Source organism: Thalassospira sp. ABL2_045 (assembly GCF_056161285.1).
The window spans coordinates 23,430-37,374 of the sequence record NZ_JBSWYV010000012.1; the positions used below are offsets into that span (position 1 = coordinate 23,430).

Sequence of the window (13,945 nt, forward strand, 5' to 3'; positions counted from 1 at the left end):
TCCACTTCCCTAAATCTTTTTGAATTTGTTGGGGTAGGAAAGGGTCGCCTGCTTCGCGGGATAGGTCAAGCCATCGTATCGTATAGTTCCATTACGATTTTTGTCTAATAAAGGCTTTGCTGGAATTCGAATTCCTGATGGAAATCAGGAAACCGGCAAAATAGAACCCGCCCAGAACCGCCGCAGCCCCGGCCCAGCCATTGCGATCAATCATCGCCCCGGCAAAGGGCGGCACGACAACGACGAAAATTTCGGCAAACTGGGCGAGCATCCCTTGCAGGGCAGGCATCGAAAGGCCGTCCTTGGCGATTTTCGGCAACAGCGCAAAGCACGTCCCGGCCACGGCCCCCTGACACACGTTAAATATGATCAGGGCTGTGATGCTCAGCGGGACCGAGGTGCTGACAAACAGGGTCGAGATTGCAACGGCCATGATCGGCAGAAACAGCATCAGGATTTTTCTGCCCGGAACGTCGCGACCCAAAACGGCGCCAGCAGCCACACTGCCGACAATATTTCCGGCAATTGCCGTCGTGCCGATGATCCCGGCCGACAGTGCAATTCCGATATCAAGATTATCGGCCAGCATCGCAGGCATGAAGGCAACGGCGGCTGATGTCGCTCCGGCAAAGGCGCCAAAGGTCAATGCGACCTGAAGGGCGGTACGGGATTTCAAAACACCGATGACGCCCAAAAGTAGCGATCGGCGCGTGCTGCCGGTTTCAGGTTTGTCCATAAAGGCCAAAAGCGGCAGTAAAACAAGGATTGGCAGGGTGCAGGCGCCAACAGCAAGGCGCCAGTCAAGCCAGGTGACCACGGCGGCACTGATCCAGTTGCCCAGTGCAATGCCAACCGGGATAAAGGTGCCCCAGATGCTCATGGCCATGGCGACCAGCTTCGGATTTTTGAATGCCGCCATCCAGCTTGGCGCACCGACGACTATCAGAAGATAGCCAACACTGGTGACAAGCCGCCCGACATATAAAAGCGCGCTTGCACTTGCGGTGGCAAAAATCAGGGCGCCCAAAATCATCATCACACCGCCAAGTACCAGTGATTTGCGCAATCCTGCACGTGCGGCCCAGACCCCAGCGGGAATGGCACAAAGTGCGCCTGCTGCGGTAATCAGCGATGCCACCAACCCAAATTCCGCCTGACTAAGCCCGAACCCCGCGCGCAAATCCGGCGCAATCGGGCCAATCAGCCCGACCTGCATCGAGGCGGTCAGTCCAAGTCCGTAAAGAACAATGACGGCGGTGATGGGCGGCATCGGTCCATTCCATGGGGCATGCATCAGCGGGGCGCGTGACCTGATTACCCGATATCGCCCACTGAAAGCCACGTATGAAATATGCGCGGCCCGATCAGATCAGATGTGATCAGATCAGATCAGATCAGATGTGTTTTGGTTGCTGATCAAAGCCGGTGGTCAGACGAACCGCCGTGCCGTCCGAGAGGAAAAAGCGCTCCCACAGGATATAACTATCGACAATCCGCAATGGATCGCCATCCCGGCGAGAGTTTTCAAAGGTCAGGTGATCAGTCTGATCTTCGTGCCACCCCAGATCATGCAGGCTTTTTTCCGCCGACGCGATTTCCGGGGTGGCAAACCGCCAAAGCGAGGTGCCCAGAAGTGGTGCGACTTCCCGTTGCCATTCGTTTTCACGCGGGCTGGACGCACAAAGCAACCGGTGTGATCGATCTTCGATCAGATGCACGCGTTGTGATGAATGCAAGACCAGCCGTTTGATGGCCTGATCCAGACGGAAATTGCGTTTGTGCGTCATCATTTGATGGATCAGGTCATATTGCAGCGGGGCCGGGCTTTGCGCCCCGCTTTCCCAGCGCGATACGGTCGCCTGTGTTACGCCGAGAATATCGGCCAGACGCGATTGCTTGATATCGCTTGTGCGTCGCCATTGGCGCAAAAGGCGACCAAAATCCTTGTCTGGTGCGGTGCTGTTGGACAGGCGTTTCATGACGATCAACCGGTTTTGGACAGAACCCAATCTATCACAGAATGCGGTGGCGGACAGCCGTGTCGCAATCAGGCGGCAAACCGACCGATATCAATTTGGCAACGGCCATATTTGCGGCTGTCGCAAAGCTCAAACCCATCCAGCGTGATTTCCGGATCACGCGGATCACGCTCGGCCACGATCAGGGTATTGCCATCAATCCAGCCTGCCTTGGCAAGGGCTGCGATGCTGGGTTCGATCAATTCCTTGCCATAGGGCGGATCAAGAAACACCATGCTGGCCGGTTGGCTTGCACGTGGAGGCTTGGTGGCGTCTGCACGCTGGGCACGGGCCTGATCGGAAATACGAAGCGTGTCGATATTCTGTTCAATAATCGCAATCGCCTTGCGATCATTATCAAAAAACACTGCCTGATCTGCCCCGCGTGAAATGGCTTCAAGCCCCAGCGCGCCGGATCCGGCAAAGGCATCCAGAATGACGCCGTCATAAAGCGGATTGAAGTCATCCTCATACCAACGCGATGCGTGGGACAGGATGCTAAACAGTGCTTCGCGCACGCGATCGAGCGTCGGGCGTGTGTCGCGTCCTTCCGGTGCGTTCAAGACCCGGCCACGATGGGTGCCGCCAACAATCCGCATTTGGCTCAGTCCTTCTTGCCGCCGCGCGGGCGGTTGCCAGCAGGCTTGCGACCAGTCGGTTTGCCGGTTGGTTTACCTTGTGGTTTGCCGCGACCACCATCACGTCCGGCGTTGCGTCCGCCGTCACGACCACCATCACGTCCCCCGGCAGCCTTGCCGTCCGCACTGTACCGGCCGCGACCCTTGTTGGTCGGGCGTGCGGATCCGCGTTCTTCGCGCATGTCACGTTCCTGCCGCCCCGAACCGGATGCCGCTTTGCCACGGCCACCTGCGCGCGGTGCGGCACCGATGCGGGGTCCCTTGCGGGCCGTACCCGAACGTTCGCGGGTTTCGCGCTGCTCGGTGGCGTCGTCGGCTTCTGCGTTGGCATCAGGACCGCCTTGCGGCCGTTTTCGCTGGGCCGGTTGGCCAAAAACGGTACGCGGGGCTTTGGGGCGCGCGGTACCGCCACGGGCGACGGATTTCTTTTCGGAAACCTTGGAATAGTCCCCCTTGAAGAAGGCCGCGAGCTGTTCTTTCATCACCTTGCCGGTGACTTCCTCGCACTCGCCCGGGGCCAGATTGCCCAGCTGGAACGGACCATAGGACACGCGCATCAAACGCGTGACTGGCCAGCCGAGATGTTCCATAACACGGCGGATTTCCCGGTTCTTGCCTTCGCGAAGCGTCACCGTCATCCAGGCATTGGTGCCTTTTTGAACATCAACCTCGGCATGGATGGAGCCGTAATTGACCCCATCGACCGTCACACCGTCTTCAAGCTGCTTGAGCTTGGCTTCATCAATCTGACCATGCACGCGCACACGATACCGGCGTGCCCAGCCTGTGGCGGGCAGTTCCAGATAACGGGCAAGCTCGCCATCATTGGTCAGCAACAGCAACCCTTCGGAGTTCAGGTCAAGTCGCCCGACCGAGATCACGCGCGGCACATAGCTTGGCAGATGCTCAAAGACCGTATCGCGGCCCTGTTCGTCGCGGTGGCTGGTGACCAGACCGCGCTTTTTAAACAGGCGCCAAAGACGCGGCTTTTCCTTTTCCGGCAGCGGCTTGCCATCTACGATGATCTCGTCTTCGTCGGTCACGGTGACTGCCGGGGTTTCAAGCTTCTTGCCATTAAGGCGCACAAGCCCCTCGGCGATCATGCGTTCGGCATCGCGGCGGGAGCAAACACCGGATCGCGCAATGCGCTTGGCAATGCGTTCTGGCTTGTTGTCATCCGGGGTGGTGTTTTTGTCGCTCATTTGCGGGCCTCGGAAATCAGGGCGTCAAAAATCTTCGCATCGCCCGAACTGATATGGAATTCGGGATGCCACTGGACCCCGAGACAATAACGATATTTCGGATGTTCAATCCCTTCGATAACACCATCGGGCGCATAGGAATTGATGATCACATCCGGGCCAACCCCGTCAGCCGCCTGATGGTGGGCGGAATTGACCGACAGTGTTTTCACATCGCCAACGATTTTGGCCAGAAGCGTATTGGGCTCAACCGTCACATCATGGCCCGGCTCGTTGCGCGGGTTTGGCTGTTCGTGGGGCAGGCAGTTTTCAATGCTGTCGGGGATATGCTGGATCAGCGATCCGCTCAGAATAACATTCAAAAGCTGCTGACCACCACAAATGCCCAGAACCGGCATGTCGCGCTCAAGCGCGCCTTCGGCCATTGCCCATTCAAATTTGGTGCGCCGATCCTTGGTGACAACAGTGTCATGGGTTTCCGTCGCGCCAAACAGGGTCGGGTCAACGTCAAACGCCCCGCCGGTGACCACCAGCCCGTCAATCAGATCGAGCAGGTCTGGCACCAGCTCAACCTCATGGGGCAGGGGCATCGGAATGCCGCCAGCCTCGGTCACCGCACCGGCATAGTTTTCACGCAGCGCATACCACGGGAATTTGGAATATCCGCCCGGTTCTTCGGAATCGAGAGTGATACCAATGATCGGCTTGCGCGTGGTCATGATGAAAACAACCTTGGTGCTGGTGACGGGATTGAGAATTAAAGTTAGCCGGAAACTACCTGTGTAACCCTTTAAGGGCAACGGCAATTCACGCCGATGGTCCATGCGTTCTGTGCAAACAGCCACCGATTGCAAGCTATACCGATACGCCGTGATGATGGCTTGACCGATGATGTGTGTGGTAGCACTCTGAATGCACACACCCTAAAATGAAGTAAAAACAAGATCAGCCGTGACACGGGACGTTCTTTGTCACAAGGCACAAGCGGGATGGAAAGATCATGAGTGCAGACAGCTATATGGATATGGCGCTTGAAGAAGCCCGTGCCGCCGCCCGGCGCGGCGAAGTGCCCGTCGGTGCCGTTCTGGTCGATGCCGATAGTGGCGAGGTGCTCGCGCGCGCCGGCAACCTGACCGAGGAAATGAACGATCCGACCGCCCATGCCGAAATCCTCGTCATCCGGGCCGCCGCCGGGGCCAAGGGTGAACCGCGTCTGCCCAACTGCGATCTTTACGTCACGCTTGAACCGTGCCCAATGTGCGCGACCGCCATTTCATTTGCCCGTCTGCGGCGTGTCTATTTCGGGGCCTATGACCCCAAGGGCGGCGGGGTGGATCACGGCCCGCGCGTATTTGAAAGCACAAGCTGCCATCACCGCCCGGAAGTCTATGGCGGGATCGGCGAGGTCGAGGCCGCCAAGCTTCTGAAGGATTTCTTTGGCAGCTTGCGCTAGGCGTTTCATTGGTTGGTTGTTTGGGGCCGAAGCTTAGTTTTCCGGCACTTCGCGAAACATCACCATGCCGCCGTGATAAAGCACGTCATTTTCAAAATGGCCATCGGCGGTGAAGCCGGTATCATCCTGATAGGTGATGTAATTGCCCGAGACCTGATAATCGCCCTGATAGGCGGATTGCCGGGTGCCACGGGCCTCGTCATAGCGGCCATTAGCACGCAATTCCTGACGGATATGACCATCTTTTGTCACCCACATGCCGACATAGGGATGGGGCAGGTTTTCTGTGCTTTTGGGCATTTCCGGCTCCTGTTGGCCAAGGGCTGGTGGTGCGAACACCACCAGCAAGGTTAGAAAGCAGAAGAATTGCAGGCCGGTTTTCATCAAAATGCCGATGCGGTCGGACGCACGATCACCTCGTTAACGTCGACGTCTTCGGGTTGATCAAGCGCATAAAGCACGGCCCGTGCAATCGCATCCGGGGTAAGGGCGATCTGACGGAACTGGGTCAGCAGATCCTTGCTGGTCGGATCGGTGATGTCATGACCCAGTTCGGTTTCCACCACGCCCGGTGAAATCGTGGTTACGCGAACATTGGTGCTTTCTTGGCGCAGGCCTTCGGAAATCGCGCGGACCGCATATTTCGTGCCGCAATAGACAGCGGCACTTGGCACCACCGAATGGGCTGCGATCGATGCGGTGTTGATGACATGACCGCGACCCTGTTCCTTAAACAGCGGTAGGACAGCAGCGATGCCGTTCAGGACCCCGCGAATGTTCACATTGATCATGTTGTCCCATTCGGCGGTTTTAAGTTCCGACATGGGCGCAAGCGGCATCACACCGGCATTGTTGAAGATCGCATCAACCCGGCCAAACAGGTTGTGGGCGTGATAAACAAGCGCCTCGACACTGTCGGCATCGGTGACATCGACGGATCGGGTCATGGTTGATCCGCCGGCGGCCTCGATCTCGGCTGCGATCTCGTTGAGGCGTTCGGTGCGCCGTGCTGCCAGAACAACCCGGGCACCATGGCGAGCAAGAAGTTTTGCGGTCGCTTCGCCAATGCCGCTGCTGGCACCGGTGATGATGACGGTTTTGTTTTCGACGTAATTGATCTGGTTCGACATGACATCCTCCGTGTGTTTGCGTCACGGCGCTTAACCTGTCGTCTAAAGTGGGATTTCGAAATACACAGAACTCGAAACCGATTGCCTATTCCTCCAAGTGGCGATGTCTGTGCTTTTCCCGCTCGCCCACGGGTGTATATTCCATGGAAGGAAAACCAAGGGATTCTGGATGGAAAACTATCAAAGACTGTGTGCGCTGATTGACAAATACTGCGATCCGGATGGCACGGCCAAAACTTCGATTGATCCGGTGTCGCTGTATCGTTCAACCGGTCCGTCCCTCAAGGTGCCGACGATTTACCGGCCTTGCCTGTGCCTGATTATCTCGGGCGTCAAGGAAGTCACCCTTGGCGATGAGATGTTTCGATATCAGCGCGGCCAACTCCTGGCGGCGTCGGTAGACTTGCCGATTGTCGGCCATGTGACGGTGGCCAGCACCGATACGCCCTATCGCAGTTTGTCGCTGGATCTTGATGCCAAGACCCTTGGTGATCTGGTGACGGATATGGGCCTTGATCTGGGTATGGATGGTGAAAGCAGCCGCGGGCTTTTTGTCGAGGAAACGTCGCAGGAACTTATGGACTCCGTCCTTCGCGTCGTCGAATTGCTGGATCGGCCTGATGAGAGGCAGGTCATGTTGCCGATGTTGATCCGCGAAGTGCATTATCGTTTGCTGCGCACCGGCAAAGGGATCGAAATCGCGCGTCTGGCAATGGGGGGTAGCACCATGCAGCGCATTTCATCCGTCCTGCGATTGATGAAGGATAACTTTACTAAGCCGCTTCTGGTCGAGGAGCTGGCAAACCATGCCAATATGAGCCCGTCTTCCTTCCATCATCATTTCAAGCAGGTCACGGCAATGAGCCCGCTTCAGTACCAAAAGCGCCTGCGCCTGACGATGGCACGTCAGATCATGCTGGCCGAGATGAAGGATGCGGCAAGTGCGGCCTATGCGGTGGGGTATGAAAGCACATCGCAATTCAGTCGCGAATATTCCCGCATGTTTGGCGCCCCACCGATGCGCGATATCACCGCCATTCTGGGGCAGTCGCGACATCCGGGCGCACACGGAAATATCCCCGGCAGCCAAATCTGATTGCCGGGGATCAAATATGCGTTGTCGTGGTGGCTGGGTTAACCCTGTTGCTGATTACCCAGTGCCGGCAAGTGCTGGAACATCCAGGTTTCACTGAGCGGGCTATCGCCGCGCTTCAGATACATCCGAAGGTCAACCGGATCGGTGCCAGAAGCTTTAAGGTCAAAGGCCGCGCGCCAGATACGCGTATCCATGATCGGTTCGATCTTCGTACGGACAATCTCGCCGCGTGAGGATGTCACAACCACTTCCGGGAATTCGCCATAGGCAAGGGTTCCCAAAACCTCGCCTTCGAACTCGACGGAAAACTTGATCTCGTCTTTCGGGCGGTTGGTGCCGGGCTCTCCGCCACGGCCCATGCGGGTGGCGGTGGCGCGTGCGAGTTCCTTGACCGGGAAAGGATTGTGGGCCTGCCAATGCAGGCGGTATTTGAACTGATAGCTGTTGCCTGCCTTGGCTTCGCCATTGGGCACCCAGAAGGCGGCAATGTTATCGTGGATTTCATCGTCGGTCGGGATTTCGATCAGCTGTACCGCGCCGTCATTCCATTCACCTTTCGGTTCGACCCACAGGCTCGGGCGGCGGTGATAGCGCACGCCATCCAGATAGTTATTTACATCGCGATCTCGCTGCATCAGGCCAAAGCCACGCGGGTTATGGTCGCCAAAGGCCGATGCGCGAATGGTTTCCGGGTTATTGAGCTGTCGCCAGATGCGCTCGCCGCCACCGGTCCAGAGCTCCAACCCGTCGCTGTCATGCACTTCCGGGCGCCAGTCAAAGCGGAATGATTTGTTCTGTTCGGAATACCAGAACATGCTGGTTAGCGGCGCGATGCCCAGCCGTTCGATGTCTTTTCGCACAAACAGATGCTTTTCAACATCCATGGTGACCCCTTCGCCGCGATAAAGCAGGAATTTATAGGCACCCGTGATGCTCGGCCCATCCAGCAGGGCATAGACCGTCACCGGGTCTTCGGGGTTCTTGGCCGGTTCGATAAAGAACTGTCGGAAATCGGGGAATTCTTCGGGGGTGTTGGACGCAGTATTGACCGCGATCCCGCGTGCCGACAGGCCATATTGGCCTTCATCACCAATGGCGCGGAAATACGAAGCGCCAAGAAACGCCGCCCAGTCCTGGGTTTTCCAATCATCACGCGCCTGATTTTCATGCAGGCGGAAACCGGCAAAGCCGCTATTGGCGGGCAGTTGGTGGGCAATGCTGTCTTCAGGCATGTCAAAGTAATCGGGCTTATAGATCACCTCGCGCGCCTGCCCGTTTTCTAAAAGATACATATGCACCGGTTTGGCGAAATACATACCCAGATGGAAGAAGGTCAGCGGATAGGTGCCCGATCCGTCAGAAAACGGCGAATGATCGCGTTTGTAATGCAGCTTGCCATGGGTATCGTAATCGATCTTGCCGACAATTTCCGGGTTCGGGGCAACAGGTGCTTCATAGGGCTCGGTCGCCATTACCTTGGCGCGTTCGATCAGGCTGGCAAAATCAAAGCTTTGCGCATTGCCCAGATCAAGACCGGAGACCTCGGCCATCGCATGGCTATAAAGCGACATTCCCGGCAGGATCAGGCCAGCGGCGGCGATGGATTTCAAAAAGCGTCTGCGTTCCACGGAAGTCGTCATTTTCACCATGTTCCGATGATTGCGTTACTCGGCAAAGCATACCGGGCAGTGTGGAGGTAATCGGGACGAATGATGGCAAATTCAAGGTGACGATACGCTGACCTGACACGGACGCGCGGCGCTTGACGAACAGTGTTATTTGTGTGAAATCAATTTCTTGTCGGTATCCGAAATTCGGATAAAGGGAATTCGATGTGGTCTGGTCTTGCCAGATCATTGACCGAAGCTGCCCCCGCAACTGTAGGCGGTGAGCATTTTCTGATTTAGCCACTGGGTAATGCCCGGGAAGGCCAGAAAATGCAGTGACCCGTGAGCCAGGAGACCTGCCGACATAAGCACGACGGACCGGGCGGGGTGCCCCGGAGGATGTCGGTACATGTCGCGTTATCCGCAGGTTGGAGCTCATTCTATCTGCGTTTAATCCCGAACATTTCCCGCCATTTTTCAGCACGCTAGCCAGTCCCTTGACGAGAGCAACTGTGATGTTATGTTATAACATAACATTTATGAGGCGGGTTGGTTCCATTCCATAAAAAGGGTTTCGATCTGCCTCCGTGAGAGGACAATGACGTGATTACAATGAACAAACAGGGTCTGGCAGTCGGGGTGATTGCTGCTGGATTGGCATTCATGAGTGTGGGCGCTCAAGCAACCGATTATCCGCTGACGCTTGAGAATTGCGGGCGCAGCGTGACTTTTGAAAAGGCACCGGAACGCGTTGTTTCGCTTGGCCAAAGCAATACCGAAATCCTGTATCGGTTGGGATTGGCTGACAAGGTTGTCGGAACCGCTGTGTGGTTTAATCCGGTGGCAGAGAAATACCGCGAAGCCAATGCCAAGGTGAAGCGCCTGGCCGATAATGATCCCAGCTTTGAAAGTGTTGTTGGTCAGAAACCAGATCTTGTCACCAACCAGTATCAGTGGCATGTCGGCCCGAACGGTGCGGTCGGCACGGTCGCGCAGTTCAATGAGCTGTCCATTCCGGTTTATACCGCACCGGCCGATTGTGTCGGCAAGGATAACAGCACGGGTGGGGATGGTACGCGCCTTGATGCGTTTTCGATGGATCTGATCTATCAGACGATCAGCGAAATGGCCCTGATCTTTGACGTTGAAGATCGCGGTGAAAAGCTTGTTGCAGACCTGCGCGCCCGTGAACAGGCGGCGCGGGCCAGTGTCGAAAGCATCGATGGTAGCGGTATCAGCGCCCTTTTCTGGTTCTCAAGCGCCGAGATTGATGTTGATCCCTATGTTGCCGGGCAAAAAGGTGCACCGGGTTATATCGCCAATATCCTGAATGTCAGAAATGTCATCGACAGTGACGATGAATGGCCGAAAGTCGGTTGGGAAACTATTGCGCGCGCCAATCCGGACATTATCGCAATCGGCAAAATGGAACGTCGCCGTTTCCCGGCTGATGACTGGGAGCTGAAAATGAAGTTTCTCAAATCCGATCCGGTGACCAGTCAGATGGATGCGGTTCGCAATGACCGGATTGTGGTGATTGACGCAATGTCGATGAATCCGACGATCCGTACCATCGATGGTATTGAATTGATGGCCAAGGCGATTGTCGATCTGCGCCAGAGCCAAATCAATTGACGGTCCTGCTATCTTCAATCGTCGGACGTCGCACCAGCGCAGCTTTTGCTGCGCTGGTGTTGCTTGGCCTCGCGCTCGCCTTTGCCGCGTCGGTGGGGGAAACATCCATCCCGATCCGTACGGTGATGGATACCATCGCCAATCATGTGTGGGGTGCCGGTTACGCGATTGATCCGATTGATTCCGGTATTGTCTGGAACTATCGCCTGAGCCGGGCGGTGGTTGCTGCGTCCTGCGGGGCGGCATTGGCCCTGTCCGGCGCAGTCCTGCAGGCACTTTTACGTAATGCGCTTGCCGATCCCTATTTGCTTGGTATTTCTGCCGGGGCGTCAACGGGGGCGGTCAGTGTTGCGATGCTCGGTATCGGGGCTGGCATGTTTGGCATGTCGGAGGGCGCGTTTATCGGCTCTGTCGTGGCGTTTGCCTTTGTCTCGCTGCTGGCGTTGCAGGCAGGACGCGGCACCGGTGCGATCATTTTGGCGGGTATTGCCGGTGCGCAGCTTTTTAATGCCCTGACGTCGTTTATCGTCACAAAGTCCGCGAGTGCCGAGGAAGCTCGCGGCATCATGTTCTGGCTTTTGGGTAATCTAAGTGGTGTGCGCTGGCCGGATGCGTCACTTGCCCTGCCGATCGCCATTGTTGGATTGCTGGTCTGTCTTTGGCATGCGCGCGCACTTGATGCCTTTACCTTCGGTCGGGACTCAGCCGCATCACTTGGTGTGCCGGTGCGTCGTGTTTACGTCATCCTGATTGGGGTTTCGGCGCTGATGACGGCGGTGATGGTCAGTATTGTCGGATCCATCGGGTTTGTCGGGCTGGTTATTCCGCATGCGGCGCGTTTCTTCGTTGCCAATCGTCATGGGCTTTTGTTGCCCTTGTCCGCATTGATCGGCGCACTTTTCCTTGTCGGGGCGGATGTGATTTCCCGGGTGATTGTGCCGGGGCAGGTTCTGCCAATCGGGGTGATTACGGCCCTTGTCGGTGCGCCGGCCTTCGCGCTTATTCTCTGTCACGGAAGGGTCTTGCGATGACCTTGGAACTTCGCAATGTCGACTGGTCGGTCGGTTTCAAAAAGATCGTGCGGGATGTCAGCTTGCGCGTTGAGCCGGGCGAATTCCTTGGCGTCATCGGCCCGAATGGATCGGGTAAAACCAGCATGATGTCGGTTTTGGCCGGTATCCGCCCGCCATCTGATGGCATGGCGCTGCTTGACGACCAAGCAATGGGCAAGGTTGGGCGTCGCAATCTGGCGCGCCGGATCGGATTTGTCGAACAGCAGGCCGATACCATTGATCGCATCACCGTGCGCGAAGCTGTTTCGCTTGGGCGGACACCCTATCTCAGTCTGCTCTCGCCTTGGTCCGGGGGCGATGATGATATCGTTGCCAACGCGCTTGAACGGGTTGCGATGGCCAATATGGCGGACCGCATATGGCACACATTGTCCGGTGGGGAAAAGCAACGGGTTCATATCGCCCGTGCACTGGCACAGCAACCTGATTACCTGTTTCTGGATGAGCCGACCAACCATCTTGATATCCGTCATCAGCTTGGGCTTTTGGAGCTGGTGCATGATTTGCCGGTGACTGTGGTGGCTGCTCTGCATGACCTGAACCATGCAGCGCTGTTTTGTGATCGGATCGCGATGATGGATGGGGGACAGCTGATCGCAATCGGAACGCCGCGCGAGATTTTGACCCGCAAGAATTTGCGAGATGTGTTTGGTGTCGAGGCCGATATCGAAATCGAAAGCGATGGTCGTTGTCACATCCGATATCGGGTCGGTGGCGAGATGGATGTTGAAATCAAGAAAGGCCGGGTTGCGTAAACCGGCCTTTCTTGGTTTCGGATGTTTAATCCGATTATATCTGTTCGCGGGCAACCGCGCGCCAGCCGATATCGCGGCGACAGAAACCACCTTGCCAGTCAATCGCATCAACCGCCTCATAGGCGCGTCTCTGGGTTTCGGTCACCGTCGCACCACGTGCGGTCACGCCAAGAACGCGGCCACCGGTCGCGACCAGCTTGTCGCCATCCATTTTGGTGCCAGCATGCAGGACCTTGACCTTGTTCATGGCATCTGCCGCCGGGACGTTCTTGATCTCGGTACCTTTTTCATAAGACCCCGGATAGCCCTTGGCGGCCATGACGACGATCATGGCGGTTTCGTTGTGCCATTCGGGTTTGACGTTGTTGAGTGTGCCGGTCGCGGCACCATCGAGGATATCAAGCACGTCGGATTTCAGACGGGTCATCAGGACCTGACATTCCGGATCGCCGAAACGGATGTTGTATTCGATCAGTTTCGGATTGCCGGCATCATCAATCATCAGACCGGCAAACAGCACGCCCTTGAACGGATGACCTTCATTTGCCATGCCCTTGACGGTCGGAATGATGATCTGATCCATGACCTTGGCTTCGACTGCATCGGTAAAGACCGGGGCCGGGGAATAGGCGCCCATGCCGCCCGTATTGGGGCCGGTATCGCCTTCGCCAACAGCCTTGTGATCCTGGGCTGCGACCAGCGGAATGACGTTTTCACCATCGCAAACAGCAAAAAATGAGGCTTCCTCACCTTTGAGGAATTCCTCGATCACGATTTCTGCACCGGCATCGCCAAACTTGCCGCCCACCATGCATTCGTCAATGGCAGCAAAGGCTTCGTCATTTGTCATACAAATGGTGACACCCTTGCCAGCCGCCAGACCATCGGTCTTGACCACAATCGGCGCACCCTGTTTTTCGACAAAGGCCTTGGCGTCCTTGGGCTCGGTAAAACGGCCATACGCCGCAGTTGGCACGCCGAACTTTGCCACCATGTCCTTCATGAAGCCTTTGGAGCCTTCAAGCTGGGCTGCGGCCTTGGAACAGCCAAAGGATTTGATGCCCTCGGCATCAAGCGCATCGACAAGACCCGCAACCAGCGGCGCTTCCGGGCCGACAACGACCAGATCAACCGCGTTGTCCTTGGAAAATTTCACCAGACCATCAATGTCGCTATCTGAAATCGCAACGCATTCGGCCGAATCCGCAATGCCGGCATTGCCCGGTGCGCACCACAGTTTGGAGATGCGCGGGCTGCGCGCAATCGCCCAGCACAGTGCGTGTTCACGTCCGCCGCCGCCAACGACCAGAACCTTCATGACTTTATCCTTCGACTTGT

At 56.7% G+C, this 13,945-nt stretch carries 14 protein-coding genes and 1 riboswitch; of the genes, 5 read left to right on the top strand and 9 right to left on the bottom strand.

Annotated features, from left to right (window positions below; translation table 11 throughout):
* Nucleotides 1–91 precede the first annotated feature (91 nt).
* From ACXAIA_RS16055 to ACXAIA_RS16075, 5 genes are all read right to left on the bottom strand, one after another.
* Nucleotides 92–1,270 carry an MFS transporter gene (locus tag ACXAIA_RS16055; RefSeq protein ID WP_475350210.1) on the bottom strand — a complete coding sequence of 393 codons (1,179 nt, stop codon included), beginning with the start codon at nucleotides 1,268–1,270 and terminating at the stop codon, nucleotides 92–94.
* A 124-nt stretch (nucleotides 1,271–1,394) separates the two neighbouring features.
* Nucleotides 1,395–1,979 carry a helix-turn-helix domain-containing protein gene (locus ACXAIA_RS16060; protein ID WP_475350211.1) on the bottom strand — a complete coding sequence of 195 codons (585 nt, stop codon included), beginning with the start codon at nucleotides 1,977–1,979 and terminating at the stop codon, nucleotides 1,395–1,397.
* Nucleotides 1,980–2,047: 68 nt separating this feature from the next.
* Nucleotides 2,048–2,617: a 16S rRNA (guanine(966)-N(2))-methyltransferase RsmD gene (rsmD, locus tag ACXAIA_RS16065; protein WP_475350212.1), complete on the bottom strand. Its 570-nt coding sequence runs from the start codon at nucleotides 2,615–2,617 to the stop codon at nucleotides 2,048–2,050.
* A 5-nt stretch (nucleotides 2,618–2,622) separates the two neighbouring features.
* Entirely contained in the window at nucleotides 2,623–3,858 is a 1,236-nt protein-coding gene (locus ACXAIA_RS16070) for a pseudouridine synthase (protein ID WP_475350213.1), read from the bottom strand.
* The gene (locus ACXAIA_RS16075) at nucleotides 3,855–4,577 is read right to left on the bottom strand and encodes a gamma-glutamyl-gamma-aminobutyrate hydrolase family protein (protein ID WP_475350214.1); all 723 of its coding nucleotides are present in this window, start codon (nucleotides 4,575–4,577) and stop codon (nucleotides 3,855–3,857) included. The genes ACXAIA_RS16070 and ACXAIA_RS16075 overlap by 4 nt, the downstream gene beginning before the upstream one ends.
* Nucleotides 4,578–4,858: 281 nt before the next feature.
* Here ACXAIA_RS16075 and ACXAIA_RS16080 point away from each other — a divergent pair, with 281 nt between their 5' ends.
* Nucleotides 4,859–5,311 (top strand): nucleoside deaminase, encoded by a 453-nt coding sequence (locus tag ACXAIA_RS16080; protein ID WP_044826992.1) that lies wholly within the window; start codon nucleotides 4,859–4,861, stop codon nucleotides 5,309–5,311.
* 33 nt (nucleotides 5,312–5,344) lie between these two features.
* Here ACXAIA_RS16080 and ACXAIA_RS16085 read toward each other — a convergent pair whose 3' ends face one another.
* Both ACXAIA_RS16085 and ACXAIA_RS16090 read right to left on the bottom strand, forming a co-directional pair.
* A complete protein-coding gene (locus tag ACXAIA_RS16085; RefSeq protein WP_475350215.1) occupies nucleotides 5,345–5,611 on the bottom strand; it encodes an Atu4866 domain-containing protein in 267 nt (88 codons plus the stop codon).
* Between the two features lie 83 nt (nucleotides 5,612–5,694).
* Nucleotides 5,695–6,441: an SDR family oxidoreductase gene (locus tag ACXAIA_RS16090; RefSeq protein ID WP_475350216.1), complete on the bottom strand. Its 747-nt coding sequence runs from the start codon at nucleotides 6,439–6,441 to the stop codon at nucleotides 5,695–5,697.
* 169 nt (nucleotides 6,442–6,610) lie between these two features.
* Here ACXAIA_RS16090 and ACXAIA_RS16095 point away from each other — a divergent pair, with 169 nt between their 5' ends.
* Complete coding sequence (locus tag ACXAIA_RS16095; RefSeq protein WP_475350217.1) at nucleotides 6,611–7,537, top strand: AraC family transcriptional regulator; 927 nt, start codon at nucleotides 6,611–6,613, stop codon at nucleotides 7,535–7,537.
* 38 nt (nucleotides 7,538–7,575) lie between these two features.
* Here ACXAIA_RS16095 and ACXAIA_RS16100 read toward each other — a convergent pair whose 3' ends face one another.
* Complete coding sequence (locus ACXAIA_RS16100) at nucleotides 7,576–9,177, bottom strand: OpgD/OpgG family glucan biosynthesis protein (RefSeq protein WP_475350218.1); 1,602 nt, start codon at nucleotides 9,175–9,177, stop codon at nucleotides 7,576–7,578.
* 144 nt (nucleotides 9,178–9,321) lie between these two features.
* A riboswitch (cobalamin riboswitch) is annotated at nucleotides 9,322–9,522 on the top strand.
* Between the two features lie 234 nt (nucleotides 9,523–9,756).
* Between ACXAIA_RS16100 and ACXAIA_RS16105 the strand changes: the two genes are divergently transcribed.
* Genes ACXAIA_RS16105 through ACXAIA_RS16115 form a run of 3 tightly spaced genes read left to right on the top strand, consistent with a single transcriptional unit; the run spans nucleotide 9,757 to nucleotide 12,607 of the window.
* Nucleotides 9,757–10,779, top strand: a complete 1,023-nt coding sequence (locus tag ACXAIA_RS16105; RefSeq protein WP_475350219.1) for an ABC transporter substrate-binding protein — start codon at nucleotides 9,757–9,759, stop codon at nucleotides 10,777–10,779.
* Complete coding sequence (locus ACXAIA_RS16110) at nucleotides 10,776–11,810, top strand: FecCD family ABC transporter permease (protein ID WP_475350220.1); 1,035 nt, start codon at nucleotides 10,776–10,778, stop codon at nucleotides 11,808–11,810. Before ACXAIA_RS16105 ends, ACXAIA_RS16110 begins: the two co-directional genes overlap by 4 nt.
* Complete coding sequence (locus tag ACXAIA_RS16115; RefSeq protein ID WP_475350221.1) at nucleotides 11,807–12,607, top strand: ABC transporter ATP-binding protein; 801 nt, start codon at nucleotides 11,807–11,809, stop codon at nucleotides 12,605–12,607. The genes ACXAIA_RS16110 and ACXAIA_RS16115 overlap by 4 nt, the downstream gene beginning before the upstream one ends.
* A 34-nt stretch (nucleotides 12,608–12,641) precedes the next feature.
* On the opposite strand, the gene purD is transcribed toward ACXAIA_RS16115, so the two are convergent.
* Nucleotides 12,642–13,925, bottom strand: a complete 1,284-nt coding sequence (gene purD / locus ACXAIA_RS16120) for a phosphoribosylamine--glycine ligase (RefSeq protein WP_475350222.1) — start codon at nucleotides 13,923–13,925, stop codon at nucleotides 12,642–12,644.
* Between the last annotated feature and the right edge of the window lie 20 nt (nucleotides 13,926–13,945).

Coding starts and splice junctions, on each gene's coding strand:
- ACXAIA_RS16055 (WP_475350210.1), bottom strand. CDS start 1,270: ATGCCGCCCATCACCGCCGTCATTGTTCTTTACGGACTTGGACTGACC.
- ACXAIA_RS16060 (WP_475350211.1), bottom strand. CDS start 1,979: ATGAAACGCCTGTCCAACAGCACCGCACCAGACAAGGATTTTGGTCGC.
- rsmD (WP_475350212.1), bottom strand. CDS start 2,617: ATGCGGATTGTTGGCGGCACCCATCGTGGCCGGGTCTTGAACGCACCG.
- ACXAIA_RS16070 (WP_475350213.1), bottom strand. CDS start 3,858: ATGAGCGACAAAAACACCACCCCGGATGACAACAAGCCAGAACGCATT.
- ACXAIA_RS16075 (WP_475350214.1), bottom strand. CDS start 4,577: ATGACCACGCGCAAGCCGATCATTGGTATCACTCTCGATTCCGAAGAA.
- ACXAIA_RS16080 (WP_044826992.1), top strand. CDS start 4,859: ATGAGTGCAGACAGCTATATGGATATGGCGCTTGAAGAAGCCCGTGCC.
- ACXAIA_RS16085 (WP_475350215.1), bottom strand. CDS start 5,611: ATGCCCAAAAGCACAGAAAACCTGCCCCATCCCTATGTCGGCATGTGG.
- ACXAIA_RS16090 (WP_475350216.1), bottom strand. CDS start 6,441: ATGTCGAACCAGATCAATTACGTCGAAAACAAAACCGTCATCATCACC.
- ACXAIA_RS16095 (WP_475350217.1), top strand. CDS start 6,611: ATGGAAAACTATCAAAGACTGTGTGCGCTGATTGACAAATACTGCGAT.
- ACXAIA_RS16100 (WP_475350218.1), bottom strand. CDS start 9,177: ATGACGACTTCCGTGGAACGCAGACGCTTTTTGAAATCCATCGCCGCC.
- ACXAIA_RS16105 (WP_475350219.1), top strand. CDS start 9,757: ATGAACAAACAGGGTCTGGCAGTCGGGGTGATTGCTGCTGGATTGGCA.
- ACXAIA_RS16115 (WP_475350221.1), top strand. CDS start 11,807: ATGACCTTGGAACTTCGCAATGTCGACTGGTCGGTCGGTTTCAAAAAG.
- purD (WP_475350222.1), bottom strand. CDS start 13,925: ATGAAGGTTCTGGTCGTTGGCGGCGGCGGACGTGAACACGCACTGTGC.